The organism is Pseudomonas sp. H2_A10, assembly GCF_054680085.1.
Window position 1 is genome coordinate 2,255,685 of sequence record NZ_CP162821.1, and the last position, 24,410, is coordinate 2,280,094.

Genomic DNA, 24,410 nt, shown 5'->3' on the forward strand with positions numbered 1-24,410 from the left:
GGATGAAACGGTTAATGAGCTGGATCTATGCACCGGCGTTTATGACGGGATTTATCGGTTGGGCCATCGCGCAGCCAAATGGGCTGGTGCTGGTGTTTGCCACGGCGGTAGGGGTGTCATTTTTCATGGAGCAGTGGTTGCCCTATGAGCCGCAGTGGAATCGCAGCCTGGGGGACCGTCGGCGCGACACGCTCCACGCGTTGGTCAACGAAAGCCTGAATGCCATGGGCCTGCTGATGCTGCCGGGGCTGACTGCGCTGTTGGCGTTCGAAAGCATCTGGCCGCGTGGTTGGCCGTTGTGGGAGCAACTGCTGATGGCCATCGTACTCGCCGACGCAGGCATTACCTTGATGCATTACGCCAGCCACCGCATCGCGCCGCTGTGGCGTTTGCATGCGGTGCACCACAGCGTGCAGCGGCTCTATGGGTTCAACGGTTTGATGAAGCACCCGTTACACCAGATGCTGGAAGCGACTGCCGGCTTGCTGCCGCTGATCCTGCTGGGCATCCCGCTGGAGGTGGCGCAGCTCTTGGCCCTGGCTATTGCCGTTCAACTGTTGCTGCAGCATTCCAATGTGGATATGCGCCTGGGGCCGCTGCGCTGGGTGTTCGCCTGGGCACCCGTGCATCGGTTTCATCACATGAAGTACGGCCGCGCCGGGGATGTCAATTTCGGCCTGTTTTTCAACCTCTGGGACTGGCTGCTGGGCACGGCGTTTTATCGCGACCGCTATCGCATGGGGCCGGGGGATCTGGGCATTGGCAGTCGCCCGGATTTTCCAGTGGCCTATGGGGCGCAGTTGCGTGATCCGTTCCTGCCCGTTTGCGTGCGCAAGGAGCCGCCGCTGCCGGAAGAGTTACGCTAGAAATTGCACGTTCAGTTGGCGCAGCGATGCGGCGGCCGTTACGCCGAACAACTGCTTCATGGTCCGCGAGAAGTGCGCCGAATCGGCAAAGCCTGCGGCATGGGCAGCCTCGGTCAACGTGCTGCCGGCGAGTGCCAATCCCAGGGCGACGCGCAATCGTCGCCACACCACCAGGCGGCGCACCGGCAAACCCAACTGATGGGTGAACAGGCGTTCCAACTGGCTCAGTGACAAATGTGCCACCTCGGCCAAAGCCTCGGTCGACACCTTGCCGCCGAGCTGTTGGTCCAAGGTGTCGAGGGCGCGCTCCAGGCGTGGATCACCGAGGCTGCGCCGGGGCAGTTGGTGCAGGGCGTCCAGTGACAGGTCGGCGCCGGTCAACAGCTGTTGCAAAGGGGCGGTATCAAATACGGCGGGTTCGGCGTACAGCACCCGCACCTCACCCTCGCTGTCGAGAATGGCATGGGTTTTTCGCGAAGGGATAAACAAGCGCTGGGCCACGGTGATCTGGCCATTGAGGCGGACCGTGATGGCGCCGCCGGGGCAGAACATCAACTGATGGGCGTAGTGCGCATGGGGCGCGGTACGCCCCAGCTCGCCGAGGATCAAGCCGTAGTCGCGCCCCAGCCACAGGCGGCCTGACCATGGGGCCGTCACTCAGTATTTATAGTCGTTGAGCAAATCCTGCACGCTCGATGACGGCCAGCGCTTGTAGAACTTCAGCAGTTCGGCGGCGCGGTTGGTGAAGATGCCATCGACGCCGGCCTTCATGACTTTTTCGAAGTCCACCGGCTCATCCACGGTGTACACATGCACCAGCAGGCCTTTGTCGTGGGTCAGCTGGTTCATTTCAGGCTTGACCAGGTCGGTGTAGCTCTGGTCGCCATGATCGGTCAGCTCGGCCGACGGGCCGGTGCCGATGGCGCCGAGGCTCTTGGCTTCGTCGACCCATTTTTCGAACTCGGCGGCGTCCTTCGGCTCTTGTTTGGCGTAGTAGGCGGCCTTGGTGGGTTCGCCGGACTCGGCGAAGGTCTGCTTGGATTTGGGTTCGATGCTGCCTTCACCGACCCACAACAGCAGGATTTTCGGGGTGTTGGGCATTTCTTTTTGCAGCTCTTTGAGGCTGGCGGTTTCGAAGGTTTGCAGCACCACGCGGCCCTTGCCCTGGCCGACGCCGGTGTTGCTCTTGCCCAGCTTGGAACCGGCGGAACTCAACCAGCCTTTATCCAGCAGTTTGTTTTTCAGGTCGGCTTCGATTCCAGGAAATTGCTTGGGCTCTTTGGTTTCGATGTACAGGCCGGGTTTGTGCTGCGGGTTGCCTTCGGCGATCTTGATGATGTCGTCCAGGCTCAGGATCTTCAGGCCGACGAAACCGGGGCGTGCGCGGTCCGGGTAAGCCGCGTTGAACCAGCTGCCGGCGTCGAGGGTTTGCAGCTCTTTCCAGGTGAATTCGTTGGCCGGCGCGTCTTTGCGCTCAGGGAACTTGGTGGCCACGTCGGTGGTGCGCTGCAGGTTGTTGTCGTGCAGGGCGAACAGCACGCCGTCCTTGCTGCGCTGCAAGTCCAGCTCCAGATAGTCGGCGCCCAGGTCACGCGCGACCTTGTAGGCTGCGGCGGTGGATTCAGGCGCGTCGTACGAGGCGCCACGGTGGGCGATCACGGCGGGGTACGGGATGCCTTCGTTAGTTGCCAATTCAGCCGGGCTGATCGGGTCGGCAGCCTGCGCCTGGCCAAGGCCGAGCATCAGAGCCAGCAGCAAGGCGCTCTTGGTAAACGTGACAGGCATATGCGAAGTCCTTTCGTAGAGGTAGCTTTGAGATGGCCTCCTTTTTAACAATTGATTGCGAAAGGCGCTATCACCAAACCGACATTAACGTGCGCCCGCGCCAATTTTTTCGGTTTTTTTTGCCAGGCATTGCAGTACTCTTGTTCGCAGCCGCCCCGTCAGAGGGCAGTACTTTCCGCCACGCGTGTAAACCATCTTTCCAGTCCATGTAGGACTTTTCAGTGAGGTTTACCATGCGCATCACCTCCGAGCTTATCTGCCAGGCCGCCGACCAACTTAACGGGTTTGTGGGCCTTAACCGCAAGACCGGCCAATACATCGTGCGTTTCAGCGAAGACTCCTTCGGCATGGACGTTGCCGACGACGGCATCATCCCCACCGCCGAATTCGTCTGGTTGCCGGCCCCCGGGCAAACCATGACCCTGTCGCGCGAGCGCATCCGGTTGCTGCTGGACCAGAACATCGACGACCGCATCAACATCACCGAGCCGCTGCGTGTGTACATGCGCCGGGTAGAGATCCCGCAGATCAGCGCGTTGCGCAGTCTTGTGAGCTAGGTTTGCGCGTTGCCCGCAGGGTTTTGCAGTGTGTTATCGACTGCCTTTCAATGCGCGAATCCATAGTCTCGTTCCACCTTGCACACCCGCGTATGAAACGCCGCGTACCAGGTGGAGCGTCCTCTCTCACGCACGGCGCGGTGCTCGGCCTGCTGCTTCCAGGCCAGGATCGCGGCTTTGCTGCTCCAGTACGACACGGTAATCCCCAGCCCATCTTCTCGTGCCGATTCCACCCCGAGGAAGCCTGGTTGTTCCCGCGCCAGTTCCAGCATGCGGCCGGTCGCCTCAACGTAACCGTGGTCACCGTCGGTGCGCAGTGAGCTGAAAATCACTGCGTAGTAGGGCGGGGCGGGCGTCTTGGCGATCATGCCGTTTGCGCCTGGCAAGCCTTGAGCAAGGCCAGCGCCAAGGGTGGTGTGCGACCCTTGAGCGCCGCGCGTTCGGGTTGGAACAGGGTGGCGACGAAGAACGGATGGTCCAGCGACTCGATGGCGCGCAGGTCGCCTGCCGAATCGTGGCCGCTGGCTATCAAGTCACGTGCGAGCAACGCCGCGGCAAAATCAGGGTTGATGCCATAGCGACAGCGGTAGCCTTCCTCAACCTCAAGCGTGTCGTAGGCCTCGGCGATGCGTGTGTAAGGCGCCAAGCGTATGGTGTCGCGCGCTTCCACCAAGGCGCAGCTCAGGGGCGTGATCACCGCGCGCTTGGCATCCGGAGCCAGTTCACCATGTTCGGCGTCGGCCCAGCCCAGTACGTTGCGGGCATATTCCAGCACCGCATGTTGAAAACCGCCGCAGGTGCCGAGGAACGGTCGCCGTTGTTCGCGGGCAAAACGGATCGCGCGCAGTGCGGCTTCGGTGTCGCGATAGGGGCTGGCGGGCACGCACCAGAAACCGTCGAAGTCGTGCAGGGAGTGCGTGAGCGTATCGGTGTCGAGCCAGTGGGCGTTAACTGTCACGCCCAAGTTGGCGGCAGCCTGTTGCAGCGCCAGGGGGATGGCCTGGTGGGCGATCACCTCAGGGTTGTAGTCACCGATCAGGGCAAGGCGCAGAGGGCGGGTTGTCATCGTAGGCGTTCCATGGCTTGTGGTGGGGCTGGGGTGCACTATAGATTGGCGCTCACGCAATCAATATTGGCGTTTACCCATATGCTCAATGCGGCCACGCACTATTCAATCGCTTATACCGACCTGTCGCTGATCCTCGCCCTGGTGCGCGGCGGCAGCCTGGCACGCGCGGCGGCGTTGCTGCGCGTGGATGTGTCCACGGTGTTCCGCGCGGTGCGGCGCCTGGAGGCGGCGCTGGGCCAGACGCTGTTTGAAAAAAGCCGCGCGGGTTACTTGCCGACCAGCCTGGCCAGCACCCTGGCGCAGCAGGCCGAGCGCGCCGAGCAGGCGTTGGAGGCCGCGCGCATTGGCGTGGAGCAGGGCGGCGAAGTGATCAGCGGCACGGTGCGCCTGACATGTACCGACTCGGTACTGCAAGGCCTGCTGCTGCCTGCGCTGGCGCAGTTTATGCCGCAGTATCCCGCGCTCACTCTGGAGTTGAGCACCTCCAATGATTTCGCCAACCTCAGCCGTCGTGATGCGGATATCGCCCTACGCTTGACCAGGACGCCACCGGAGCATCTTGTAGGGCGCTGCCTCGGTACTGTGTCGTACGTCGTGTGTGCCAATGCCGACTATGCCCGGTGCCATGCCGGTCGGGAGTTGGCCGAGTTGGCCTGGATCGCACCGGATGATTTCCTGCCCGACCACCCCACCGTCGCCTGGCGCCGCGAACACCTGCCAGGCGTGCGCCCCAGCTATCGTTGCAACAGCATGTTGTCGGTCACCGAACTGGTGAAGGCCGGGCTCGGCGTGGCGGCGTTGCCCGACTTTTTATTGGATGACGCCCTGCAACCGCTGGGGCCGGCATTGGCAGGGCACGACACTGCGCTGTGGTTGCTCACGCGCCCCGACTGCCGGGCGTTACGCTCGGTGGTGACGTTGTTTGACGAGCTGGGACGGCACGTGCGCTTGAATAAATGAACGTTTGGGGCGAACTGCACCGACCTTGGCTTCAGGTTTTTCTCACAAAGTGCTCATGCATTTCACACGTCAGGGTTTCGATGTGTTCCGTCAGTTGCTTGGTCATTTCTGTCAGCCGGGTGTTTTGTTCGAGCAGTTCCAGCAGTTGTCTGGTGGTCTGCGCGGCCTGGGCCTGGCGTTCGGTATTGGCGATGGCCAGGGCTTCGCGGTGTTGCGCGTCGGCGTCTGACTGGGCTTTATCCCGTGCGGCTTGCCGGGTCTGGGCCAGCAGAATCAGCGGTGCGGCATAGGCTGACTGCAGGCTGAAGGCCAGGTTGAGCAGGATGAACGGGTACACGTCGAAGTGGGTGATGCCGGTGGCGTTCAATGCCACCCACAGCACCACGATGGCGGTTTGCGCGCCGAGGAAGGTCGGCGTGCCAAAGAAGCGCGCGAACGCTTCAGCCTTGAGCGCAAAGGTGTCGTTGCCAAAGGTGGGCGCCAAGTGCGCGTGGGCACGATGGAAGCGCAGGTGGTCGACGGGGGCTGTGTCGGGCTTTTCTGAGTGCATGGCGGGCTCGGGTCATCGTTAAGACAGGGGGTGACTATAGCCCTGGCGACCTGTCTTACGCATGAATAACCCGTAGCCTGCTTAGCGCCCGGCGCGCTCGTTGGCAAACGCACTCACCGCCTGCACCGCCTCGCTGGTGCCCTCGCGGATCTGCAGGATGACCGTGCCGGCTCGGTTGGCCAGGTCCACGGCTTGAGCGGCGCGGTCGCGGGTGCCGTCCATGCTCTCGATGGCCTGGCGGGTTTCGTCCTGGATCATCGCGATCATGCTGGAAATTTCCGCCGTTGAGCCACTGGTGCGTGCCGCCAATTGCCGGACTTCGTCGGCCACCACGGCAAATCCGCGGCCTTGCTCACCCGCGCGGGCTGCTTCGATGGCTGCGTTGAGGGCCAGCAGGTTGGTCTGCTCGGCGATGCCGCGAATGGTGTTGACGATGGTGGTGATCTGCTGCGAACGCTCGCCCAGCTTGGCGATCAGGTGCGAAGAGTCGTCGATGTCGGCGGCGATGTCGCGCATGCCGTTGGCGCTTTGCTGGATCACCTCGGCGCCTTTTTCGGCGATGTCCCGGGTACTCAGGGAAATGTGATACGCCTGGGCCGCGCTGGCCGCATCGGCCGCGTGTTGTTGCACGCTCGCGGTCACGTCCGAGGCGAACTTGACCACTTTGCACAGCTGGCCGCTGGCGTCATACACCGGGTTGTAGTTGGCTTCGAGCCAGACGGTCTGGCCGTTTTTGTCCACGCGTTCGAACTGGCCGCTGAACAGTTCGCCCTGGTTCAAACGTTTCCAGAATTCTTTGTAGGCCGCACTGTTGGCCAGTTGCGCCGGGCAGAACAGGCGATGATGCTGGCCCTGGATCTGCGCCAGGCTGTAGCCCATGCGCTGCAGGAAGTTCGCATTGGCCGTGATGATGGTGCCGTCGAGGTTGAATTCGATCACCGCCATTGCCCGGCCGATAGCCGCCAATTTGGCATTGGCTTCGCTCTCGGCCTGCAGGCGGTGTGTGACGTCCATGGCGTACTTGACCACCTTGATCACTTGGCCTGCCTCATCACGTACCGGGTTGTAGCTTGCCTCCAGCCACACCGACTGCCCCTTGTCGCCCACGCGTTCGTACGTACCGGCCTGAAATTGGCCGCTGCGCAGGTTCGACCACAACTGCTGGTACTCGGCGCTACGGGCGAACGCGGGGGGACACAACAGACGGTGGGGCTGGCCCACGATCTGCTCGGCGCGGTAGCCCATGGTTTTGAGGAAATTGTCATTGGCCCGCAACACGTGGCCCTGCAGGTCGAATTCGATCACCGCCATGGAGCACTCGATGGCGTTCAGCAGGCTGGCCTGTTGCGCGAGGGTGTGGTGCAAGAGGCTGATGGTTTTTTTATGGGCGTTGAATAACATGTTCGGGGGCTCGTACAGGCAGACGTGAGGTATCCATGAATGTGCGCCTGTCCCCGTAAGGCATTCTGCCTTACGGTTGACCTGCTCATTGTCAGTGTCCTGTTTCTGACAGCGGGGGGGAACAAGGGGCTCAGAGTGGTCAGCGTGACAAGAAGTTCGCCCCAGGGGCAGGACCTTTTTTGGGTAGGCGACCAGTGGCGGCATTGTGCTATCGCTCAGCCGGCCTGACGGGAGAATCAGACGAGGTGCGTAAGGCCTTTCAACTGCAGTGAGCGACCTTTTTCTCACTGAGGTTGACCCGGTTGCGCCCGGTGTCCTTGGCGGCATACAGCGCCCGGTCCGCCGCATTCAGCCACATCGCGGCGTCGGTGAAGGAAGGATGGAAATCTGCCAGGCCGATGCTCAGGCTCACGCGCAGTTCGGGGATATGCGCGGGACGGTAGTTGCTGAATTTTTCGCGCATGCGCTCCATGATTCGCGCCGCTTCCTCCTGATGCATCTGCGGAAGAATCACACAGAATTCATCGCCGCCATAACGTCCCGCCAAGTCGTTATTCCCCAGGTTGCGCCGGAGCTCCAGGCTCAGTTGGCGCAGCACGGCGTCGCCGACGATATGGCCGTGGGTATCGTTGATCTGCTTGAAGTGGTCGATATCGATCAGCGCGATGGTGGCGTGGCTTTGTTGCTGCCGGCACTTGTGGAACGTGAGGTGCAGCAGGTCTTTCCATGAGCCGTGATTGAGCAGGCCGGTGAGGCTGTCGATGCGGCTTAACGCGCTGAGGGTGCGTTTGTGTGCCGACAGGTTGATCGCCAATTGATAGCAGACCATGCCGATGGCCATCGGGTAGAGGGTCAGCATCGGCAGGCAGGCATAAACTTGCACCAAACCGACGCTGGGGTTGAAGTGCAAGCCAAACAGCAGCACGGCCACCCCGGCGCCGAACAGTTGGGCCAGTGCGCCGCGAATCAACAGGCGTTTGCCGCCGGCGGCCACGTTGTTCATGGACACCATCGACAGCAGGGTGACGCTGGTTAACGGTGTGAACTGCAGCGTCGCGACCCAGAACCCACTGAACAAGGCGTCATACACCAGGTTGCGCTGTTCGCCGTCATAGGGAACCTTGGAATGGGCCGCCCACTGATACGCCAGGTGAGGCCAGACCACGCCATTGAACAGCAGTAATGCCCAGACCCAGCCAGGCATGGCCAACGGATACAGGGCTGCAATCACGCCGATGCTGCACATGGCCGCGCCGATGATCCTTGGCCTGTAGATGCGTCTGGCAAACGAAAGCCCTTTGCCTTGTCTGTTTTCCATAGATTCCCGGTTCAGCTGCTTGACCTGCACGGCGATGCACGCTCGGTGGATTAACCGTTGATCGGATAAGCGCGGTGAATATTGTGGGGACTCGCAGGGGAATAATCAGTGTCCTTCCAGGCCATTTGCGCAGAGCAGAGGGCGAAAGCGTCAAAAACGACCTGGAATGTCGCGCCTGCAACACCTTTTATGGGCGGCGCGGGGCAGTGACTTCGTAGCCGGCCAGGAACAGGTCGATGGCCGACTCGATGACATTGGCCTGGCTGGCAGTGTCGAGGATGGGTTGGCCGAGGGTGATCTGGGGCCAGAAAGCGAAGGCTTTGAGCAGGCTTTGGATCTGGTGGGCGGCAAACGCCGGGTCGGTGCAGCAGAGGCGGCCGTCTTCCTGGGCGGCACGTACCCATTGGGTGAAACCTTCTTCGCGCTGGCTCAGGCGGTTGACCATGTCTTGCGCGCGGTCCGGCGAATGAATGGTCGCAGCGATGGCGACGCGGGCCAGGTCGAGGAAATTGGCATCCGACATCATCTTCATCTTGGCCTCCAGCAACCCGCGCAATTGTTCGCGCAGCGGGCGTTCGCTGGCGTAGCTGACATCGAGTTGCGCGACGCTGCTGGCCCAGAGTTGGTGCAGGATTTCGGCGAACAACTCTTCCTTGCTGGGGAAGTGGTTGTACACGGTGCGTTTGGAAACCCCGGCGGTGGCGGCGATTTTGTCCATGCTGGTGACCTCGAAACCGTTCTCGCGAAACTCGGCGATGGCCGCTGCCACGATGGCTTGGCGTTTACGGTCGGTGAGGCGCTGAGGGGCAGTCATGGGTGGCGTTCGGCTCTTGAAGTAAAATTACACTCGGTAGTTTACTTGCTAACGGTTTTGTTGCAATCTTGAAACTACACTGTGCAGTGTAGTTTAGCTGCGGACCGTAGGAGTCACTCTGCAATGGCCACCGTCTCACCCCGCATCGACCCTTCCTCCACCGCCGTGCAGGGCAAATCGCATTTCAGTAACGCCCCCCCTGTGCCGCACGGTGGCTTCGGCAAAACCTTGCGTATCTTTTGGAACATGCTGTTCAACAAACCGCGTACCACGCGGCCGGTAGGGGCGATTCCGGTGCAACCGTTGTCCCGCGACCAATTGCTGGCCGCACCCGATCACAGCGTGTTTCGCCTTGGGCATTCCACCGTATTACTCAAGATGCGCGGTAAGTTCTGGGTGACCGACCCGGTATTCGCCGAACGCGCCTCGCCATTCAGTTGGGCCGGCCCCAAGCGCTTTCACCAGCCACCGATCAGTCTGGATGAGCTGCCTGAGCTGGAAGCGGTGATTCTTTCCCACAACCACTACGATCATCTTGACCGCAAGGCTGTCATCCAACTGGCCGCCAAGACCCGTTATTTTCTTGCGCCGCTGGGCGTGGGTGACCTTCTGGTCAAGTGGGGCGTGGCGGCCGACAAGGTGCGCCAGCTGGATTGGTGGCAGGGCACCGAGGTGCAGGGCATTCGTTTCGTGGCGACGCCGGCGCAGCATTTTTCCGGGCGCGGGCTGTTTGATGCCAACCAGACGCTGTGGTGTTCCTGGGTGATGGTCGACGGCGCGCGGCGGATCTTTTTCAGCGGTGACACCGGTTATTTCGACGGCTTCAAGCGGATCGGCGAACAGTACGGCCCATTTGACCTGACGCTGATGGAAACCGGGGCCTACAACGTCGACTGGCCACACGTGCACATGCAGCCGGAGCAAACCCTGCAGGCGCACATCGACCTCAAAGGGCGTTGGCTGCTGCCGATTCACAACGGCACCTTCGACCTGGCTTTCCATGCCTGGCACGAACCGTTCGACCGCATCATGGCGCTGGCGTGGGAGCGCAATGTGTCGATTACCACGCCGCCGATGGGGCGCGCGTTCAGTTTGAATCACCCTGAGCGTGGGTATGCATGGTGGTTGGAGGTGGAAACTCAGGATGCGCAACAGCCCCTCGTGAGCTGATGAGGGGGGATCGGAAAAAGGAGTTTTCAAGCTGTTTCAGGACTGCGACACGTGTCCATGAAGGGTGCGATGATCCCCGAAAATGAGTGTTCAGGGGGCAGATCTGATGGAAGGCAAGTGTAAGAAATATGGGTGGCCGGGCATGGGTTGTCAGGTCGGAGCGTGGGGGCCCGCGCTCACGGAATCCACCGGCTCTGGCGACGGCAACCTGCCATTCCGCCGTCGAACCCGCGAGCCCGCCCAGCATTGCGTTTGGTGGTGTTCCCTTGCCTCAGGTGCATGCCGACAGCCGCGTCCCGATCCCGGGTTATGACGCACCGGCACTTCCCATAAAGCCCATGCGGGATCCCTCGTTGTCGCTGATCGCCTTGAGCGGTGTCGACCCAAGGGAGCCAGTCATGGTGGCGGTGCCGCCGGTGCAAGACAGTTGCACGTTTACGACCGTCTACGGGTTGTCCGGCAAACGCATAGGGTTTGCCGACTGCTACGGGAGTGGCCCTGATCAAACGTCTATCGCACACCGGCCGCCCTTCACGCGGGCGCTGGAAACCCTGTGTCGGGCCGGGGTAAAGCTGGTTCCGGTACCGGCACGACGGGTTGATGCAAGCCTCCAGTTCAACCTGCACACCCACAATGAAATCGACGAACTGGTGAACGAGTATCGGCTGGATGCCCTGGTATCCGACAGCCAGAGTGCCGCGTTCCATGAGGCGTGTTGGGCTGGGTATCCACGGTTTGGCGAGCCACTCGAGGGCGGCACTACGGTGTGGTTCTACGGTGCGCGATGGTCGAGGGAATCACTGGCCGTGGTGGTGCAGGGGTATCGCAGCGTGCGTTTGAACAACCCCACGCCTGACCCTGGGCCCTGAAACCAATGGCTCCATCATTGTGCCCGCGGTGTTCCAACGCGGTGGAGCGAACCCCGCCAAAGTAGGCGTCAAACCTGGGGGGTTTAGCCTGCGCACCTGGCGTCGGCCCTCATTCCCCACGCCGGCGCAAACCCTGGAAAAAATACCAGCCCTTCTGCTTCCAGCCGAAACGCCAGGGCCAGACGGGTTTTGTCATCCACCTCGCCCAGGCCTTCAAACTGTTGAACCGATTCGACCGCGACGCCCGCGTGACGGGCCAGGTCTTCGCGGCTCCAGCCCAGCATGAGCCGGGCCTGTGCGCTATGTTTGGCGGTGAATTGGTGCAGGACGATCTGCTGTTCTACAAAAGAGCTCATTGCCAGAGAGGACATCGGGTTTCTCCAGGGTTCGACGGGGAGGGCAAACTATACTGTGTTTTTGTACAGTTGTTTCGACCGTTCATCAACTGGATTTTTTTGATGGCTTTTCAGCCGCCCTCTATTCGACCGTCGGCGCCTCCCGAATAATCAGGTGGTCCAGGTTCTCGATATTCGCGCTGAACACCCCGAACGTCTGCTCGGGGTTCTTCTTGCTCGGCACCTGTTTCAGCTCGGGCGTCACTCCATAAAAGAAGCAATACAGCGACCGCTCACTGCTCGCAGCGGCTTTGATCTGCTCCAGGAATGCGGTGCGCTTGCGGTAGTTGTCGATGAGTTTTTTGCTCAGGTAGACGTTCACCGAATACGGCTTCTTGTCGAGCCATACCTTCTTTTCGAAGTCGATGCGAAAGCTGCTGGTGTAATCCTTGATCGCTTTGATCTTGCCCCAGTAGATCAAGCCCTTGTTGTCTTGCAGGTATTCGATTTTCTTGAAAAAAGCCCAATAGGTCGCCGTGTGATCACCGATCTTCAGCGGCATGCGCTTGAGCGTATCCTTGTCGTCGATATTGGACACGTAGCATTCCACCGGGTGGGCGAATACGCTGGTTTTATCCGGGGTATGGTCGCTGGCGCCGTGGGATGGGGTTGCTTGAGGTGACGGCACCTTTGTGTGGGCTTGTGGGAGGCTTCCTTCGGTACCGGCGGGTGCGGGTTTGCGTGGGTACTGACGCCGCGTCAGCACCCATTCCGACGGGAAGTTGTCCTCGCGCTCGTCGTCATTTTCACCCGCAGCGGCCTTGTGCGTACTGGCATAGCGGCAGCCTTCGATATGCCGGGTGCTGGTTTTGTTCTTGAAATGCGGCGTGCGCACATAATTGACGTTTTTCGCGTTGAAGGTGCCCAGTGCATTGCCCGTATCGAACGCCCCACGGCAGGCGTCGTTGGGGCAGAGGAAGCTATCCTGTTCGGAGTCGTAGGCTGCGGTTTCATCGAAATTCAGCTCTCGGACGTCGTAGATCGACAGCTTGTCATCGAGGCTCAGGCTGTAGGCCGTAGCGAATTTCATGGGGCTTGGGTCCGGGAGAAGTTTCGCTGGATATTACGCAGATATCGGTCATTGCAGCGATCGAATGTACAGGCTTACGGCCCCCAGCGAAGCTACCGCCAACCCCGCCACCGCATTAGCGCTGCAACCGAGCCCGCTTTTTCTTCTTCGCATGAAAATGCCGAAAATGCGCGTCCTGCGCCGCCGCCAGCAACTCCCGGTCCCCGCGCGTATCGCCCCAGGCCCTGAGCCGGTACTCCCCCAGGTCGCCATACACCGCTTCGAGCCGCAGCACCTTGTTCTCACAGCGGCAATTATTCCCGGTGAGCTTGCCGGTCAACACCCCATCCACCACTTCAAGCTCAGTGCCGATCAAGCGGATGCCAAGCCGATCGGCAAACGGCTGCAACACCAACGCCGGCGACGCCGAACACAGCGTCACCACCGCCCCCGAGCCCAACTCCTGCTCCACCGACAACACCCCCGCCGGGCGCATCAACCGCGCCCAATTGCGCTGGCAATACTCCTCGGCCTTCTGCTGCACCCACGTCTTCTCCACCCCCGTCATAAAGGTGCGGATCAACTGCGCCTTCAACTCATCCCGGCTGATCTGCCGCACCAAAAAGCGCAGCCCCGGCACCGCCAGCTTGACCATCCGGCCATAAAACTCGCCGGGGCCAAAGGCAAACTTGAGGAAGGGCACAAAACTGTCGTGGTGGGTGAGGGTGCCGTCGAAGTCAAAGACGGAAAGTACTTTGGCATCAACGGGGCCGGCTTCGAGCATGTCTGGGTTCACGGGTTGGCCTCGGTCCTATCTAATAGTTTTGAACGTGCATCAGCTGTGACAGCAGGAGTCTACTCCCGTGCCAATCTTCCGATTTTGGCGTAAAGCCCTTCGGTGAAAGCCTCCCGATCACTCGACCGGTGACGACGCTGATGGCAATTGGGGCACAAGGCTACAGCATTGGTGATGCGATCCGAACCCTTCTGGGCCAGGTGCTTGACGTGATGTACTTCGAGGAATGGCAAACGTTTATGGGTAGTCCATTTGTTCCAGCCGTTCAAGGGCCTTGTCCAACGCAGTTTGTTGCACGCACAACCGACAGCGCAGGTCGTCAAGCTGTTCTCTCCGCTGTGCTATCGATAGCTTCGTGGGGTTATCCAATAGCCGCTGCGCATGCTGTTGGATCATCGCGATGTGGTTGTAAACCAGCCTCACGGCAGCCTTTGCAGAGTGTTTATCCGCTTTGGCTAGATGCTGGGCTTTCAATAGGATGCCGCTTGCAATCAAACTTCCGCCGGCAGCTGCGATGGTGTAGCTGACAAGTGCGGCGGTCAGCTTAAGGTCGCTAAAGTACTTAGCGACTTCGGCGTTATCGGCGGCTTCTTGCAAACTGTAGGAAAGGTATCCGCCGGCGAGGGCCAGGACAAAACCCATGACGCAGAGAACGAACGGTTTTCTGAAGACAAACCCACCGAGAAACATCCAGGTAGCCAGTCCGATTGACGCGATTATGATTAGGGTGGCGTAGAGCATTTCCATGTGCTGATTGGACCTTCTAACTTCCATATATAAAAAAAGAGCCGCCCATGGGCGGCTCTATCTGGTGTTTGTAACTTCAATCCCAGCTCAGCGCGCCGCCGGTCTGGTACTCAATCACACGGGTCTCAAAGAAATTCTTCTCTTTCTTCAAATCCATAATCTCGCTCATCCACGGGAACGGGTTGGTCGTGCCTGGATACTCTTCCTTCAGCCCAATCTGCGACAAACGGCGGTTAGCAATGAACTTGAGGTAATCCTCCATCATCGCCGCATTCATCCCCAGCACCCCACGCGGCATGGTGTCACGCGCATATTCGATCTCCAGCTGAGTCCCTTGCAGGATCATCTGGGTCGCTTCTTCCTTCATCTCGGCATCCCACAAATGCGGGTTTTCGATTTTGATCTGGTTGATCACGTCGATACCGAAGTTCAGGTGCATCGACTCATCGCGCAGGATGTACTGGAACTGCTCGGCCACGCCGGTCATTTTGTTGCGGCGGCCCATGGAGAGGATCTGGGTGAAGCCGCAGTAGAAGAAGATGCCTTCCAGTACGCAGTAGTAGGCGACCAAGTTGCGCAGCAGTTCTTTGTCGGTGTCGACGGTGCCGGTTTCGAACTTGGGGTCGGAGATCGAGCGGGTGTATTTCAGGCCCCACGCGGCCTTTTTAGCCACCGATGGGATCTCGTGGTACATGTTGAAGATCTCGCCTTCATCCATGGCCAGCGATTCGATGCAGTACTGGTAGGCGTGGGTGTGGATCGCTTCTTCGAAGGCCTGGCGCAGGATGTACTGGCGGCACTCCGGGTTGGTGATCAGGCGGTACACGGCCAGCACCAGGTTGTTGGCGACCAGCGAGTCGGCGGTGGAGAAGAAGCCCAGGTTGCGCATGACGATGCGGCGTTCGTCGTCGGTGAGGCCTTCGGGGTTTTTCCACAGGGCGATGTCGGCGGTCATGTTGACCTCTTGCGGCATCCAGTGGTTGGCGCAGCCGTCGAGGTACTTCTGCCAGGCCCAGTCGTACTTGAAGGGCACGAGTTGGTTGAGGTCGGCGCGGCAGTTGATCATGCGTTTTTCGTCAACGGCGACGCGGGCGGAGGCGCCTTCGAGTTCGGCGAGGCCTTCGGCGACGTCGAGTTTGTCCAGGGCAGCCTTGGCGCGGATGATGGCGGCGGAGTCGTTGGCGGTGACGGCGCGGGCTTCGACGGCGGCAGCGGCGCCGGCACCGTCGAGGCGGTCCATGTTGGCTTCGGTGGCGTGGCCGGCGTTGGCGCCTTTAGCGGCTACTTCGCCTTCTTCTTCTTTGTCGAATTCGTCCCAGCTCAGCATGACGTGTCGTCTCCTGCGTGAGGGCTCAAAGGTGCCCGTGTGAAACCGCGTGGTTGGGTGTTCACACGGCCCTGAGGCCGCGGTGGATCTTAAGGAATCGTTTGTTGCAGCAGCTCGCGCAGGCATTAAACGGAATAGGGTTACGGGTACTCTGCGTGAGGCTTGAGGTGCGGAGCGGTGCGCGCTTGCTCCAGCGGAGGCCTCAGGTCTGGCTCTTCGTCCCAATGTAATGGGATATTGCAGGCCCGATTTACCCGCGCATTATAGGGAAAAAATCGGCGCTGTGTTGCGGCGGATGGTCTCGGCGCGCGCACAAAATGAAGACTTTTTTACCCGGAGTGCGGGTTTACAGGGGTTGGCGGGGTAGGAATTTTTTGACGGACGGTGACGAGATTTCAGTGGGCATTTGCCGCATGCAGGCGCCAGCCCTGTAAATCGGGCAGTTGGCGGGGTAGGGCTCAATGTGCAGGGCCGGGTATTTGAGCGCGCAGAAACTGCAGCAGGCTTCTGCATGCCGCCGATTGATACGGCGTGGGCCGGGTGATGATGTGAAAGCGCCTGGACGCCCAACTGTCGCTCAACCCGATGCTGACCAGCCCCGGCCCGTCGGTGTAGCTGACCGCTTTGCGGGGAATGACGGCGATACCCATGTGTGCCTGGATCATCCAGCACACCGCATCGAAGCTCTTTACATGCACGTCGTACTGGATCGTTTGGCTGTCGCTGCGGGCCGCGTGGTCCAGCATTCGGTACAGCGGGCTGTCCGTGTGCAGGGCGATATGGCGGAACGACAGGCTGTCTGAAAAGGCGATCACGCGATGCTGGCACAACGGGTGGCCCATCGGCACCATCAGCACCAGTTCGTCCCAGTGGTAATCATGCACCTGCAGCCCGCGCTCTACCGCGTCGCACAGGCCCGTGCCAATACCCAGGTCATGTTGATTGCCGAGCACCGATTCCAGGACCTCTTCGCTGGTCTGTTCCTCCAGTGCTATTTCAATACCGGGGTACTCCGTACGGAAGGCGCGAAGGTCGTGGGGCAGGAACTGAATGATGCTGGAGCGGTTCGCGCCGATCCTGATATGCCGCGTCGGCCCTTGGCGAAGCCGGACATCTGCGCGCTCATCTGCAATAAGTCATCGACGACCCGCGTTGCGTGTTCAAACAGGCACTGGCCGGCAGGCGTGGCGGTGATGCCTTTTTTGTGCCGATAGAACAAGGGGGTGCCAACGGCTTCTTCCAGTTCCGCAATGCGTTTGCTCACCGCCGAGGCCACCCTGTTTTCTCGTTCCGCGGCGCGCGCAATGCTGCCCAATTCGCAGGCGGCAATGAAGAGCTTCAAGGAGGTGGGGTCAAATCGCCAGATTGATTGCATGGAGCACCGCTATTTGGTGATGGGTGTGCTGAGCAATGATCACTACCGTTAAACGGGTCGAAGTTTAGTCTCGCTCTCAAAAGGAGAGGGCATATGGCTAAAACACCCCTGCGCTTTGAAGGACGCATCCTGTTTTTATCCAGCCACTGCGAGGCCGTTCGTGCCCAGCTCCAGGGGCACGACATCACGCTGACCGCTGCGCTGCCACTGCGTGATGATATTTCCACCGATGAAATCACGCCCGTGGTCGTCATGATGACCTATGACGCGCGGCTGGGTGAGTTTCCCTACGTGGGCTTCAAGGTTGAAGGCGTGTGCCCGATCGGCAATTTTGCGGTTCAGGCGGGCGGGTTCACGGTCACGGTGACAGGCAAGCGTTATGGCAAGGGATCTTCGCGCGAATCCAGCCCACTTGCCGTCGCGTGATGGCAACGTGTTCAACCCGCTCCCGAGCAGCCGGCCTCTCACGTTGGTCGAAAAGATCATCGAGCGTCGTCGCCTCGGGCCTGATAAGGCGGTGGCGAAAGGGGATGGCGTATTTATCTCGGCGGACTGGCGTTTTAGCCACGATTACTTCACCGGGATGTGCGCGCACTTGATGCACGACGCTTTTGGTGACGATGTGGCGCTGGTGCGTGCCCATGAAATTATTGCTTTTCAAGACCATCTCATCCTGGTCAGCCAGAGTGTGGCCCATGTGCGAGACAACCTGCTCGCTGCGGTCGGTGGGCTGGCCAGCGCCCATCACGCGTTTGTACGGCGCTACCCGGTGATCGAGCACGGCGCATTGCAAGACAGGCCTGGCTCGGAGGGTATCTGTCACGCCTTGATGACCGAGAAGTACGCGATGCCCGGCCAGGTCGTCGTCGGTACCGACTCACATTCCCCGCACTCCGGCGCGCTGGGCTGCCTGGCCTTCGGGGCCGGCGCCACCGACATTGCCAACAGTTGGGCCACGGGTTACATCCGTTGCCGGGTGCCCGAGATCATCCGTGTCGAGCTCAATGGCCGGCTTGTGCCGGGGGTTACCGCCAAGGACGTGGTACTGCAGTTGCTGAGCCTGGCATTCATTCGTCAGGGCCATGGGATTGGCGCGGTGTTCGAGTACACCGGCGAAGCGGTGCGGGCCATGTCCATTGATGAGCGGGCCACGTTGACCAATATGGTGGCGGAGCTGGGCGGGTTCACCGGTATCGTGCAGCCCGACCAGAAAACTGTCGATTTCATCCTTGAGCGCCGGGGCGTGGCTATTGAATTGGAAGGGTGGTTATTCAGCGATGCGCAGGCCGAGTACAAAGAGCGGTTGGCGATCGACTGTTCGCGCCTGAGGCCCAGGGCTTGTCCCTGCATGAGCGCACCCGGCTCTACCTGCAATATGGCACGCTGGCAGTTCGCGACTACTGCATCGAAAAGGGCTACCTGGCCACCTTCGAGCGCCTGGGCGTCGAAATGATCATGCCCGGGTGTGGCGCCTGCGCGAACTGTGGGCCGGGGTCATCCACGCGCGCGGACCAAGTAACGGTGAGTGCGATCAACCGCAGCATTGCTATCGCCGGGGGGATTGCCGCCGTGAATACGGTGGGGCAGCTCAGTGGGATGGTCGCGCCGTTGCTGGTGGGCTACATCAACGATGTAAGCGGCAACACCTACCTTGGCATGTTGGCGCTGGCACCGTTCTGCCTGATATGCACAGGCGTGGTGTACTGGGGGTTGCCGGATGATCGCACCACAGGCAAGCCTGCTCGTCGGTTTATGAACGTCGCGCGGCTGGGGCGATAAAAGAGGCTGGGCCTTTGCCGCAAGAACGATTTCTTGCGGCGAGCAAGCATTCAACTTGAAAACTCATTACCCGTTGGAGCAACCATTGCCCATCACGTGATAATTAAGAATATGCCGTTGGCCGTGCGAGTCTTCATATTCCATCTTCACCGGTACAACTTCGCAGACTTCCGGGATATTACTCATGGACACTACTTTGGCGACATCCAAGTGCGTGCTGTAGGTGTAGTCCTCAACAATCGGGGCGTTCTGGCCGGCCAGCTCGGTCGGGGCTTCGTCGGCCAGGACGGTGGTGGCAAACAGGCTGCTGAGGGCCATTGCTACTAGAACTTTCATTTCTTTACTTACCTTCTTTGGGGCGAAAGGGGTCACGGGGCCCTTGTGAGGCCGCGTGCGTAACTTGAAGTTTGGGAGTTCGGATTAACGTTGCCTTCGTGGGGGCTGTTGCGGTGTTAATCAGATTGCCTTGTTGGCGGAGTTGATTTTAGGCGTGGGGGTTATATTCATATACCCGTGGTTTTGATAAACACTTTTAGCGGTTTTTGTAACAATCCCGTGTTAAAGGTTTTTTCACAAACCGTCGAAGCGCCGCAGGCCGCGGGCCAGAGCGCCAAAGCTGGATACCGGGGCAATTTGTAGGGGCTTGTTACTACCATCGTCGAATGGTTCTATAGGCCGGCCCCGGCTACAACAGGGCCATACAAAAACAACTATTGTCACCGAGGTAAGAAAGATGAGTGCGGCTTCCCTGTACCCCGTTCGCCCCGAAGTAGCAGCCAACACGCTGACCGATGAGGCGACCTACAAGGCCATGTACCAGCAGTCGGTGGTCAACCCCGATGGTTTCTGGCGTGAGCAAGCCAAGCGTCTTGACTGGGTCAAGCCTTTCACCGCGGTGAAGCAGACCTCTTTCGACGACCACCATGTCGACATCAAGTGGTTTGCCGACGGCACCCTGAACGTTTCCTACAACTGCCTGGACCGTCATCTCGCCGAGCGTGGCGATCAGGCGGCGATCATCTGGGAGGGTGATGACCCTGCCGAAAGCCGCACCATCACCTACCGCGAGCTGCACGAAGAAGTCTGCAAGTTCGCCAACGCCCTGCGTGGCCAGGACGTGCACCGCGGCGACGTGGTGACGATCTACATGCCGATGATCCCCGAAGCCGTGGTCGCCATGCTGGCCTGTACCCGCATCGGTGCGATCCACTCGGTGGTGTTCGGCGGTTTCTCGCCGGAGGCCCTGGCCGGCCGTATCATCGACTGTAAGTCGAAGGTGGTGATCACCGCCGACGAAGGCATCCGCGCAGGTAAGAAAATTCCGCTCAAGGCCAACGTCGATGACGCCCTGACCAACCCGGAAACCAGCAGCATTCAAAAGGTCATCGTGTGCAAGCGCACCAATGGCGCGATCAAGTGGAACCAGCATCGCGACATCTGGTACGAAGACCTGATGAAAGTGGCCGGCACCGTGTGTGCGCCTAAAGAAATGGGCGCCGAAGAAGCGCTGTTCATCCTCTATACCTCCGGTTCCACCGGCAAGCCTAAAGGCGTGCAGCACACCACCGGCGGCTACCTGTTATACGCAGCCCTGACCCACGAGCGCGTGTTCGACTACCGCCCGGGCGAAATCTACTGGTGCACCGCCGACGTTGGCTGGGTCACCGGCCACACCTATATCGTCTATGGCCCGCTGGCCAATGGCGCGACCACGCTGCTGTTCGAAGGCGTGCCGAACTACCCGGACATCACCCGGGTGGGCAAGATCGTCGACAAGCACAAGGTCAACATCCTCTACACCGCGCCGACTGCGATCCGCGCGATGATGGCCTCGGGCACCGCCGCTTGCGAAGGCGTGGATGGCAGCAGCCTGCGCTTGCTGGGTTCGGTGGGTGAGCCGATCAACCCCGAGGCGTGGGACTGGTACTACAAGAACGTCGGCCAATCCCGTTGCCCGATCGTCGATACCTGGTGGCAGACCGAAACCGGCGCCACCCTGATGAGCCCGCTGCCGGGCGCTCATGCGCTCAAGCCGGGTTCGGCCGCACGGCCGTTCTTTGGCGTGGTGCCGGCGTTGGTGGACAACCTGGGCAACATCATCGAAGGCGCCGCCGAAGGCAACCTGGTGATCCTCGATTCGTGGCCGAGGCCAGGCGCGTACGCTGTACGGCGATCATGACCGTTTTGTGGACACTTACTTCAAGACCTTCCGCGGCATGTACTTCACCGGCGACGGTGCGCGTCGTGACGAAGACGGCTACTGGTGGATCACCGGGCGTGTGGACGACGTGCTTAACGTGTCCGGCCACCGCATGGGCACCGCCGAGATCGAAAGCGCGATGGTCGCCCACCCTAAAGTCGCCGAAGCGGCGGTGGTGGGTGTGCCGCACGACATCAAGGGGCAGGGCATTTATGTGTACGTCACCCTTAAAAATGGCGAAGAGCCGAACGAAGCGCTGCGCCTGGAGTTGAAAAACTGGGTGCGCAAGGAGATCGGGCCGATCGCTTCGCCGGATGTGATCCAGTGGGCGCCGGGCTTGCCGAAGACCCGTTCGGGCAAAATCATGCGCCGCATCCTGCGCAAGATTGCCACGGCTGAGTACGACGGGCTGGGTGATATCTCCACCCTGGCCGACCCAGGTGTGGTGGCGCATTTGATCGAAACCCACAAGACCATGAACGTCGCGTAACGCGGGCTAGGTGGCAAAGAGCCCCATTCGGCATGAGCCGGCTGGGGCTTTTTTGTGCGTTCTCGAAACCACGAAGATCCCCTGTGGGAGGGAGCTTGCTCCGATAGCGGAGGTCCAGTGACCTAGGTGTTGGCTGACACACTGCAATCGGGAGCAAGCCCCCTTCCACATTTGGGCTGCATTTCAGGTCAGGCTCATGACCAGTCCAATAAATATCGGTTTTTCACGTAGGAGGTTTCTGAATGTTACCGAGCGGCGCAAATGTGTAACCCTGCGCCCAAACATGAGGCAAAGCGCTACGCCCGCGCCGCGAAAAACCGCGTTTTAGACACCCCCGCAAATAAGATCAAACGCCACACTTGCCGTGCTAGAAGGGTTTGCGAATAATAGGCCCGCAATTTGCAGCGTCTACAGGTTTAGTGTCTTTTGTCTCTGCATAAAATTCAGGGGCTGTCAATGAGCTGGAACCGCTTTCTCGGTGCTTCTGTAAATTGTTGTCGCATTGAGGAAATATCGGCTTCCGGCCTGTCGTTAGAATGCCGATCACTCGCTCGTCGTCTCCAGTGTTGAACTGGCGTAGGACGCAGCACCGCTATTCGGTTTCACCTTCGCCGCATCGTGGGCCATGGCTCATACTGCTGTTTTGCCCTATACCGATGGAGTCCCAAGATGAAGAAACTCGTGCTGTTGGGCGCCCTGGCGCTGTCCGTGCTGTCCATGCAGGCTTTCGCTGAAGGCAAGCCTCTGAAAATTGGTATCGAAGCGGCCTACCCTCCGTTTGCCTCGAAGGCGCCGGATGGCAGCATCGTCGGTTTTGACTACGACATCGGCAACGCCCTGTGCAAGCAGATGGACGTCAAGTGCACCTGGGTCGAGCAGGAATTCGATGGCCTGATCCCAGCGCTCAAAGTGCGCAAGATCGACGCGATCCTGTCGTCCATGTCCATTACCGACGACCGCAAGAAGTCCGTGGACTTCACCAACCGCTACTACCTGAGCCCGGCGCGCCTGGTGATGAAGGACGGCACTGCGGTCAGCGACAGCCTGGATGAGTTGAAAGGCAAGAAGATCGGCGTACAGCGTGGCTCGATCCATGACCGTTTCGCCCATGAAGTCCTGGCGCCAAAAGGTGCGGACATCAAGGGTTACAGCACCCAGAACGAAATCTACCTGGACGTGGCTGCCGGTCGTCTCGACGGTACCGTGGCTGACGCTACCCTGCTGCAGGACGGTTTCCTGAAAACCGACGCCGGCAAAGGCTACGCGTTTGTAGGCCCGTCGTTCACCGAAGCCAAATACTTCGGCGACGGCATCGGCATCGCGGTACGCAAGGGCGACAAGGAAAACCTGGACCGCATCAACGCAGCCATCGCCGCGATCCGTGCCAACGGCGAATACAAGAAAATCCAGGACAAGTACTTCGACTTCGATATCTACGGCGCTGACGCCAAGTAAATCGTCGCGGCTGTCTGTGCAAAATGGCGCAAGCAACAGAACACTCTGAAGTTTGCGCCATTTTTTCATCCCCCTTTTCGAGGACCTGAATCATGTTGAAAGGCTACGGGGCCGTCATCCTCGATGGCGCATGGTTGACGCTTCAGCTCGCCTTGTCGTCCATGGCCTTGGCCATTGTTCTGGGTCTGATCGGGGTCGCGTTACGCCTGTCGCCGGTGCGCTGGCTGGCCTGGCTGGGTGACTTGTACTCCACGGTGATCCGCGGGATCCCCGACCTGGTGCTGATCCTGCTGATTTTCTATGGCGGTCAGGACCTGCTCAACCGCGTCGCGCCGATGCTCGGCTACGACGACTATATCGACCTGAACCCCTTGGCCGCCGGTATCGGCACCCTGGGTTTCATCTTTGGCGCCTACCTGTCGGAAACCTTCCGCGGTGCCTTCATGGCCATCCCCAAGGGGCAGGCCGAAGCCGGCCTTGCCTATGGCATGAGCAGCTTCCAGGTGTTTTTCCGGGTGATGGTGCCGCAGATGATTCGGCTGGCTATCCCTGGGTTCACCAATAACTGGCTGGTACTCACCAAGGCCACTGCGCTGATTTCGGTGGTGGGCCTGCAAGACATGATGTTCAAGGCCAAGCAGGCGGCAGATGCCACCCGCGAGCCTTTTACCTTCTTCCTCGCGGTGGCGGCGATGTACCTGGTGATCACCAGCGTGTCGTTGCTGGCCCTGCGTCATCTTGAGAAGCGCTACTCGGTAGGCGTAAGGGCGGCTGATCTATGATCTTCGACTACAACGTCATCTGGGAATCCATGCCGCTGTACCTTGGCGGTTTGCTGACCACCCTGAAACTGCTCGCCATTTCGCTGTTTTTCGGCCTGCTCGCCGCCTTGCCGCTGGGCTTGATGCGCGTGTCCAAGCAGCCGATCGTCAACGGCGCGGCGTGGCTCTACACCTACATCATCCGCGGCACGCCGATGCTGGTGCAGCTGTTTTTGATCTACTACGGGCTGGCGCAGTTCCAAGCGGTACGCGAGAGCTTCCTGTGGCCGCTGCTGTCCAGCGCCACCTTCTGCGCGTGCCTGGCCTTTGCGATCAACACCAGCGCCTACACCGCAGAAATCATCGCCGGCAGCCTCAAGGCCACGCCCAATGGCGAGATCGAGGCAGCCAAGGCCATGGGCATGTCGCGCTATAAGCTGTACCGCCGCATCCTGCTGCCGTCGGCCTTGCGCCGCGCGCTGCCGCAGTACAGCAACGAAGTGATCATGATGCTGCAGACCACCAGCCTGGCGTCCATCGTCACCCTGATCGACATCACCGGTGCCGCGCGCACGGTGAATGCGCAGTTTTACCTGCCGTTCGAGGCCTACATCACCGCCGGCGTGTTCTACCTGTGCCTCACCTTCATCCTGGTACGCCTGTTCAAGTTGGCCGAGCGCCGCTGGCTGAGCTACCTGGCGCCACGGAAGCATTGAT

27 protein-coding genes and 3 pseudogenes are annotated in these 24,410 nt (G+C 60.2%); 12 read left to right on the plus strand and 18 right to left on the minus strand.

Annotated features, from left to right (window positions below):
- Positions 1-2 precede the first annotated feature (2 nt).
- Positions 3-866 (plus strand): sterol desaturase family protein, encoded by an 864-nt coding sequence (locus tag AB4O23_RS10445; protein WP_065876711.1) that lies wholly within the window; start codon positions 3-5, stop codon positions 864-866.
- On the opposite strand, the gene AB4O23_RS10450 is transcribed toward AB4O23_RS10445, so the two are convergent.
- Positions 858-1,523 carry a helix-turn-helix domain-containing protein gene (locus AB4O23_RS10450; protein WP_460150471.1) on the minus strand — a complete coding sequence of 222 codons (666 nt, stop codon included), beginning with the start codon at positions 1,521-1,523 and terminating at the stop codon, positions 858-860. The two genes, AB4O23_RS10445 and AB4O23_RS10450, sit on opposite strands and share 9 nt — an antisense overlap.
- Positions 1,524-2,651, minus strand: a complete 1,128-nt coding sequence (locus AB4O23_RS10455; protein ID WP_116079190.1) for a glycerophosphodiester phosphodiesterase family protein — start codon at positions 2,649-2,651, stop codon at positions 1,524-1,526.
- 233 nt (positions 2,652-2,884) lie between these two features.
- Between AB4O23_RS10455 and AB4O23_RS10460 the strand changes: the two genes are divergently transcribed.
- Positions 2,885-3,208 carry a DUF2025 family protein gene (locus AB4O23_RS10460; protein ID WP_017529105.1) on the plus strand — a complete coding sequence of 108 codons (324 nt, stop codon included), beginning with the start codon at positions 2,885-2,887 and terminating at the stop codon, positions 3,206-3,208.
- 47 nt (positions 3,209-3,255) lie between these two features.
- On the opposite strand, the gene AB4O23_RS10465 is transcribed toward AB4O23_RS10460, so the two are convergent.
- Positions 3,256-3,576, minus strand: a complete 321-nt coding sequence (locus AB4O23_RS10465; protein WP_460150473.1) for an antibiotic biosynthesis monooxygenase family protein — start codon at positions 3,574-3,576, stop codon at positions 3,256-3,258.
- A complete protein-coding gene (locus AB4O23_RS10470; protein ID WP_017529103.1) occupies positions 3,573-4,274 on the minus strand; it encodes a CTP synthase C-terminal region-related (seleno)protein in 702 nt (233 codons plus the stop codon). The genes AB4O23_RS10465 and AB4O23_RS10470 overlap by 4 nt, the downstream gene beginning before the upstream one ends.
- 81 nt (positions 4,275-4,355) lie before the next feature.
- Between AB4O23_RS10470 and AB4O23_RS10475 the strand changes: the two genes are divergently transcribed.
- Positions 4,356-5,237: a LysR family transcriptional regulator gene (locus AB4O23_RS10475; RefSeq protein ID WP_017529102.1), complete on the plus strand. Its 882-nt coding sequence runs from the start codon at positions 4,356-4,358 to the stop codon at positions 5,235-5,237.
- Between the two features lie 31 nt (positions 5,238-5,268).
- Here AB4O23_RS10475 and AB4O23_RS10480 read toward each other — a convergent pair whose 3' ends face one another.
- The 5 genes and pseudogenes from AB4O23_RS10480 to AB4O23_RS10500 all read right to left on the minus strand — a co-directional run bounded on the left by AB4O23_RS10480 (position 5,269) and on the right by AB4O23_RS10500 (position 9,320).
- Positions 5,269-5,787: a DUF1003 domain-containing protein gene (locus tag AB4O23_RS10480; RefSeq protein WP_017529101.1), complete on the minus strand. Its 519-nt coding sequence runs from the start codon at positions 5,785-5,787 to the stop codon at positions 5,269-5,271.
- An 81-nt stretch (positions 5,788-5,868) separates the two neighbouring features.
- A complete protein-coding gene (locus AB4O23_RS10485; RefSeq protein ID WP_371911864.1) occupies positions 5,869-6,303 on the minus strand; it encodes a methyl-accepting chemotaxis protein in 435 nt (144 codons plus the stop codon).
- Positions 6,304-6,468: 165 nt separating this feature from the next.
- Positions 6,469-7,536 (minus strand): annotated as a pseudogene (locus AB4O23_RS10490) (PAS domain-containing protein); the annotation flags it as partial.
- Positions 7,448-8,506, minus strand: coding sequence for a diguanylate cyclase (locus AB4O23_RS10495; protein WP_017529099.1), 1,059 nt, complete (start codon positions 8,504-8,506; stop codon positions 7,448-7,450). The pseudogene AB4O23_RS10490 and the gene AB4O23_RS10495, both read right to left, overlap by 89 nt.
- Before the next feature lie 187 nt (positions 8,507-8,693).
- Positions 8,694-9,320, minus strand: a complete 627-nt coding sequence (locus AB4O23_RS10500) for a TetR/AcrR family transcriptional regulator (protein WP_017529098.1) — start codon at positions 9,318-9,320, stop codon at positions 8,694-8,696.
- A gap of 123 nt (positions 9,321-9,443) precedes the next feature.
- Between AB4O23_RS10500 and AB4O23_RS10505 the strand changes: the two genes are divergently transcribed.
- Together AB4O23_RS10505 and AB4O23_RS10510 are read left to right on the plus strand one after the other, a co-directional pair.
- The gene (locus AB4O23_RS10505; RefSeq protein WP_068937296.1) at positions 9,444-10,490 is read left to right on the plus strand and encodes an MBL fold metallo-hydrolase; all 1,047 of its coding nucleotides are present in this window, start codon (positions 9,444-9,446) and stop codon (positions 10,488-10,490) included.
- Positions 10,491-10,843: 353 nt separating this feature from the next.
- On the plus strand, positions 10,844-11,359 hold the full coding sequence (locus AB4O23_RS10510; RefSeq protein ID WP_241665019.1) for a hypothetical protein: 516 nt from the start codon (positions 10,844-10,846) through the stop codon (positions 11,357-11,359).
- Positions 11,360-11,442: 83 nt separating this feature from the next.
- Here the strand turns inward: AB4O23_RS10510 and AB4O23_RS10515 are convergent, their stop codons facing one another.
- The 8 genes and pseudogenes from AB4O23_RS10515 to AB4O23_RS10550 all read right to left on the minus strand — a co-directional run bounded on the left by AB4O23_RS10515 (position 11,443) and on the right by AB4O23_RS10550 (position 17,008).
- Entirely contained in the window at positions 11,443-11,730 is a 288-nt protein-coding gene (locus tag AB4O23_RS10515; RefSeq protein ID WP_068937297.1) for a helix-turn-helix domain-containing protein, read from the minus strand.
- A gap of 106 nt (positions 11,731-11,836) precedes the next feature.
- On the minus strand, positions 11,837-12,784 hold the full coding sequence (locus AB4O23_RS10520; RefSeq protein WP_068937298.1) for a hypothetical protein: 948 nt from the start codon (positions 12,782-12,784) through the stop codon (positions 11,837-11,839).
- A gap of 115 nt (positions 12,785-12,899) precedes the next feature.
- A complete protein-coding gene (locus AB4O23_RS10525; protein ID WP_032883485.1) occupies positions 12,900-13,547 on the minus strand; it encodes an HAD-IB family hydrolase in 648 nt (215 codons plus the stop codon).
- A 71-nt stretch (positions 13,548-13,618) separates the two neighbouring features.
- Positions 13,619-13,792: pseudogene (locus AB4O23_RS10530) on the minus strand (HNH endonuclease); the annotation flags it as partial.
- A 4-nt stretch (positions 13,793-13,796) separates the two neighbouring features.
- Positions 13,797-14,306, minus strand: coding sequence for a hypothetical protein (locus AB4O23_RS10535; protein ID WP_460150474.1), 510 nt, complete (start codon positions 14,304-14,306; stop codon positions 13,797-13,799).
- Positions 14,307-14,382: 76 nt separating this feature from the next.
- Positions 14,383-15,633, minus strand: a complete 1,251-nt coding sequence (locus AB4O23_RS10540) for a ribonucleotide-diphosphate reductase subunit beta (protein WP_217855327.1) — start codon at positions 15,631-15,633, stop codon at positions 14,383-14,385.
- Positions 15,634-16,091: 458 nt separating this feature from the next.
- Positions 16,092-16,715: a LysR substrate-binding domain-containing protein gene (locus AB4O23_RS10545; RefSeq protein WP_223271471.1), complete on the minus strand. Its 624-nt coding sequence runs from the start codon at positions 16,713-16,715 to the stop codon at positions 16,092-16,094.
- The gene (locus AB4O23_RS10550; RefSeq protein WP_083221600.1) at positions 16,625-17,008 is read right to left on the minus strand and encodes a LysR family transcriptional regulator; all 384 of its coding nucleotides are present in this window, start codon (positions 17,006-17,008) and stop codon (positions 16,625-16,627) included. Before AB4O23_RS10550 ends, AB4O23_RS10545 begins: the two co-directional genes overlap by 91 nt.
- A gap of 93 nt (positions 17,009-17,101) precedes the next feature.
- On the opposite strand from AB4O23_RS10550, the gene AB4O23_RS10555 reads away from it, so the two are divergent.
- Genes AB4O23_RS10555 through AB4O23_RS10565 form a run of 3 tightly spaced genes read left to right on the plus strand, consistent with a single transcriptional unit; the run spans position 17,102 to position 18,787 of the window.
- Complete coding sequence (locus tag AB4O23_RS10555; protein WP_065876835.1) at positions 17,102-17,434, plus strand: 3-isopropylmalate dehydratase small subunit; 333 nt, start codon at positions 17,102-17,104, stop codon at positions 17,432-17,434.
- Between the two features lie 7 nt (positions 17,435-17,441).
- Positions 17,442-18,461 (plus strand): aconitase family protein, encoded by a 1,020-nt coding sequence (locus AB4O23_RS10560; protein ID WP_460150476.1) that lies wholly within the window; start codon positions 17,442-17,444, stop codon positions 18,459-18,461.
- Positions 18,347-18,787 carry an aconitase family protein gene (locus AB4O23_RS10565; protein WP_218062381.1) on the plus strand — a complete coding sequence of 147 codons (441 nt, stop codon included), beginning with the start codon at positions 18,347-18,349 and terminating at the stop codon, positions 18,785-18,787. Before AB4O23_RS10560 ends, AB4O23_RS10565 begins: the two co-directional genes overlap by 115 nt.
- Positions 18,788-18,853: 66 nt before the next feature.
- Here the strand turns inward: AB4O23_RS10565 and AB4O23_RS10570 are convergent, their stop codons facing one another.
- Positions 18,854-19,123: a DUF2790 domain-containing protein gene (locus AB4O23_RS10570; protein ID WP_017529408.1), complete on the minus strand. Its 270-nt coding sequence runs from the start codon at positions 19,121-19,123 to the stop codon at positions 18,854-18,856.
- 397 nt (positions 19,124-19,520) lie between these two features.
- On the opposite strand from AB4O23_RS10570, the pseudogene acs reads away from it, so the two are divergent.
- From acs to AB4O23_RS10590, 4 genes and pseudogenes are all read left to right on the plus strand, one after another.
- Positions 19,521-21,477 (plus strand): annotated as a pseudogene (acs, locus tag AB4O23_RS10575) (acetate--CoA ligase).
- Positions 21,478-22,146: 669 nt separating this feature from the next.
- Positions 22,147-22,932 (plus strand): ABC transporter substrate-binding protein, encoded by a 786-nt coding sequence (locus tag AB4O23_RS10580; protein WP_017529410.1) that lies wholly within the window; start codon positions 22,147-22,149, stop codon positions 22,930-22,932.
- Between the two features lie 92 nt (positions 22,933-23,024).
- Complete coding sequence (locus AB4O23_RS10585; RefSeq protein WP_010208305.1) at positions 23,025-23,714, plus strand: ABC transporter permease; 690 nt, start codon at positions 23,025-23,027, stop codon at positions 23,712-23,714.
- Positions 23,711-24,409 (plus strand): ABC transporter permease, encoded by a 699-nt coding sequence (locus tag AB4O23_RS10590; RefSeq protein ID WP_017529411.1) that lies wholly within the window; start codon positions 23,711-23,713, stop codon positions 24,407-24,409. Before AB4O23_RS10585 ends, AB4O23_RS10590 begins: the two co-directional genes overlap by 4 nt.
- The last annotated feature ends 1 nt before the right edge of the window (position 24,410 follow it).

What these genes read in the sequence shown, in the direction of transcription:
- AB4O23_RS10525 (WP_032883485.1), bottom strand. Translation starts at nt 13,547, where the DNA reads ATGCTCGAAGCCGGCCCCGTTGATGCCAAAGTACTTTCCGTCTTTGAC.
- AB4O23_RS10495 (WP_017529099.1), bottom strand. Translation starts at nt 8,506, where the DNA reads ATGGAAAACAGACAAGGCAAAGGGCTTTCGTTTGCCAGACGCATCTAC.
- AB4O23_RS10475 (WP_017529102.1), top strand. Translation starts at nt 4,356, where the DNA reads ATGCTCAATGCGGCCACGCACTATTCAATCGCTTATACCGACCTGTCG.
- AB4O23_RS10445 (WP_065876711.1), top strand. Translation starts at nt 3, where the DNA reads ATGAAACGGTTAATGAGCTGGATCTATGCACCGGCGTTTATGACGGGA.
- AB4O23_RS10505 (WP_068937296.1), top strand. Translation starts at nt 9,444, where the DNA reads ATGGCCACCGTCTCACCCCGCATCGACCCTTCCTCCACCGCCGTGCAG.
- AB4O23_RS10520 (WP_068937298.1), bottom strand. Translation starts at nt 12,784, where the DNA reads ATGAAATTCGCTACGGCCTACAGCCTGAGCCTCGATGACAAGCTGTCG.
- AB4O23_RS10585 (WP_010208305.1), top strand. Translation starts at nt 23,025, where the DNA reads ATGTTGAAAGGCTACGGGGCCGTCATCCTCGATGGCGCATGGTTGACG.
- AB4O23_RS10550 (WP_083221600.1), bottom strand. Translation starts at nt 17,008, where the DNA reads ATGCAATCAATCTGGCGATTTGACCCCACCTCCTTGAAGCTCTTCATT.
- AB4O23_RS10470 (WP_017529103.1), bottom strand. Translation starts at nt 4,274, where the DNA reads ATGACAACCCGCCCTCTGCGCCTTGCCCTGATCGGTGACTACAACCCT.
- AB4O23_RS10540 (WP_217855327.1), bottom strand. Translation starts at nt 15,633, where the DNA reads ATGCTGAGCTGGGACGAATTCGACAAAGAAGAAGAAGGCGAAGTAGCC.
- AB4O23_RS10500 (WP_017529098.1), bottom strand. Translation starts at nt 9,320, where the DNA reads ATGACTGCCCCTCAGCGCCTCACCGACCGTAAACGCCAAGCCATCGTG.
- AB4O23_RS10590 (WP_017529411.1), top strand. Translation starts at nt 23,711, where the DNA reads ATGATCTTCGACTACAACGTCATCTGGGAATCCATGCCGCTGTACCTT.
- AB4O23_RS10460 (WP_017529105.1), top strand. Translation starts at nt 2,885, where the DNA reads ATGCGCATCACCTCCGAGCTTATCTGCCAGGCCGCCGACCAACTTAAC.
- AB4O23_RS10465 (WP_460150473.1), bottom strand. Translation starts at nt 3,576, where the DNA reads ATGATCGCCAAGACGCCCGCCCCGCCCTACTACGCAGTGATTTTCAGC.
- AB4O23_RS10535 (WP_460150474.1), bottom strand. Translation starts at nt 14,306, where the DNA reads ATGGAAATGCTCTACGCCACCCTAATCATAATCGCGTCAATCGGACTG.
- AB4O23_RS10485 (WP_371911864.1), bottom strand. Translation starts at nt 6,303, where the DNA reads ATGCGCGACATCGCCGCCGACATCGACGACTCTTCGCACCTGATCGCC.
- AB4O23_RS10515 (WP_068937297.1), bottom strand. Translation starts at nt 11,730, where the DNA reads ATGTCCTCTCTGGCAATGAGCTCTTTTGTAGAACAGCAGATCGTCCTG.
- AB4O23_RS10570 (WP_017529408.1), bottom strand. Translation starts at nt 19,123, where the DNA reads ATGAAAGTTCTAGTAGCAATGGCCCTCAGCAGCCTGTTTGCCACCACC.
- AB4O23_RS10480 (WP_017529101.1), bottom strand. Translation starts at nt 5,787, where the DNA reads ATGCACTCAGAAAAGCCCGACACAGCCCCCGTCGACCACCTGCGCTTC.
- AB4O23_RS10555 (WP_065876835.1), top strand. Translation starts at nt 17,102, where the DNA reads ATGGCTAAAACACCCCTGCGCTTTGAAGGACGCATCCTGTTTTTATCC.
- AB4O23_RS10455 (WP_116079190.1), bottom strand. Translation starts at nt 2,651, where the DNA reads ATGCCTGTCACGTTTACCAAGAGCGCCTTGCTGCTGGCTCTGATGCTC.
- AB4O23_RS10580 (WP_017529410.1), top strand. Translation starts at nt 22,147, where the DNA reads ATGAAGAAACTCGTGCTGTTGGGCGCCCTGGCGCTGTCCGTGCTGTCC.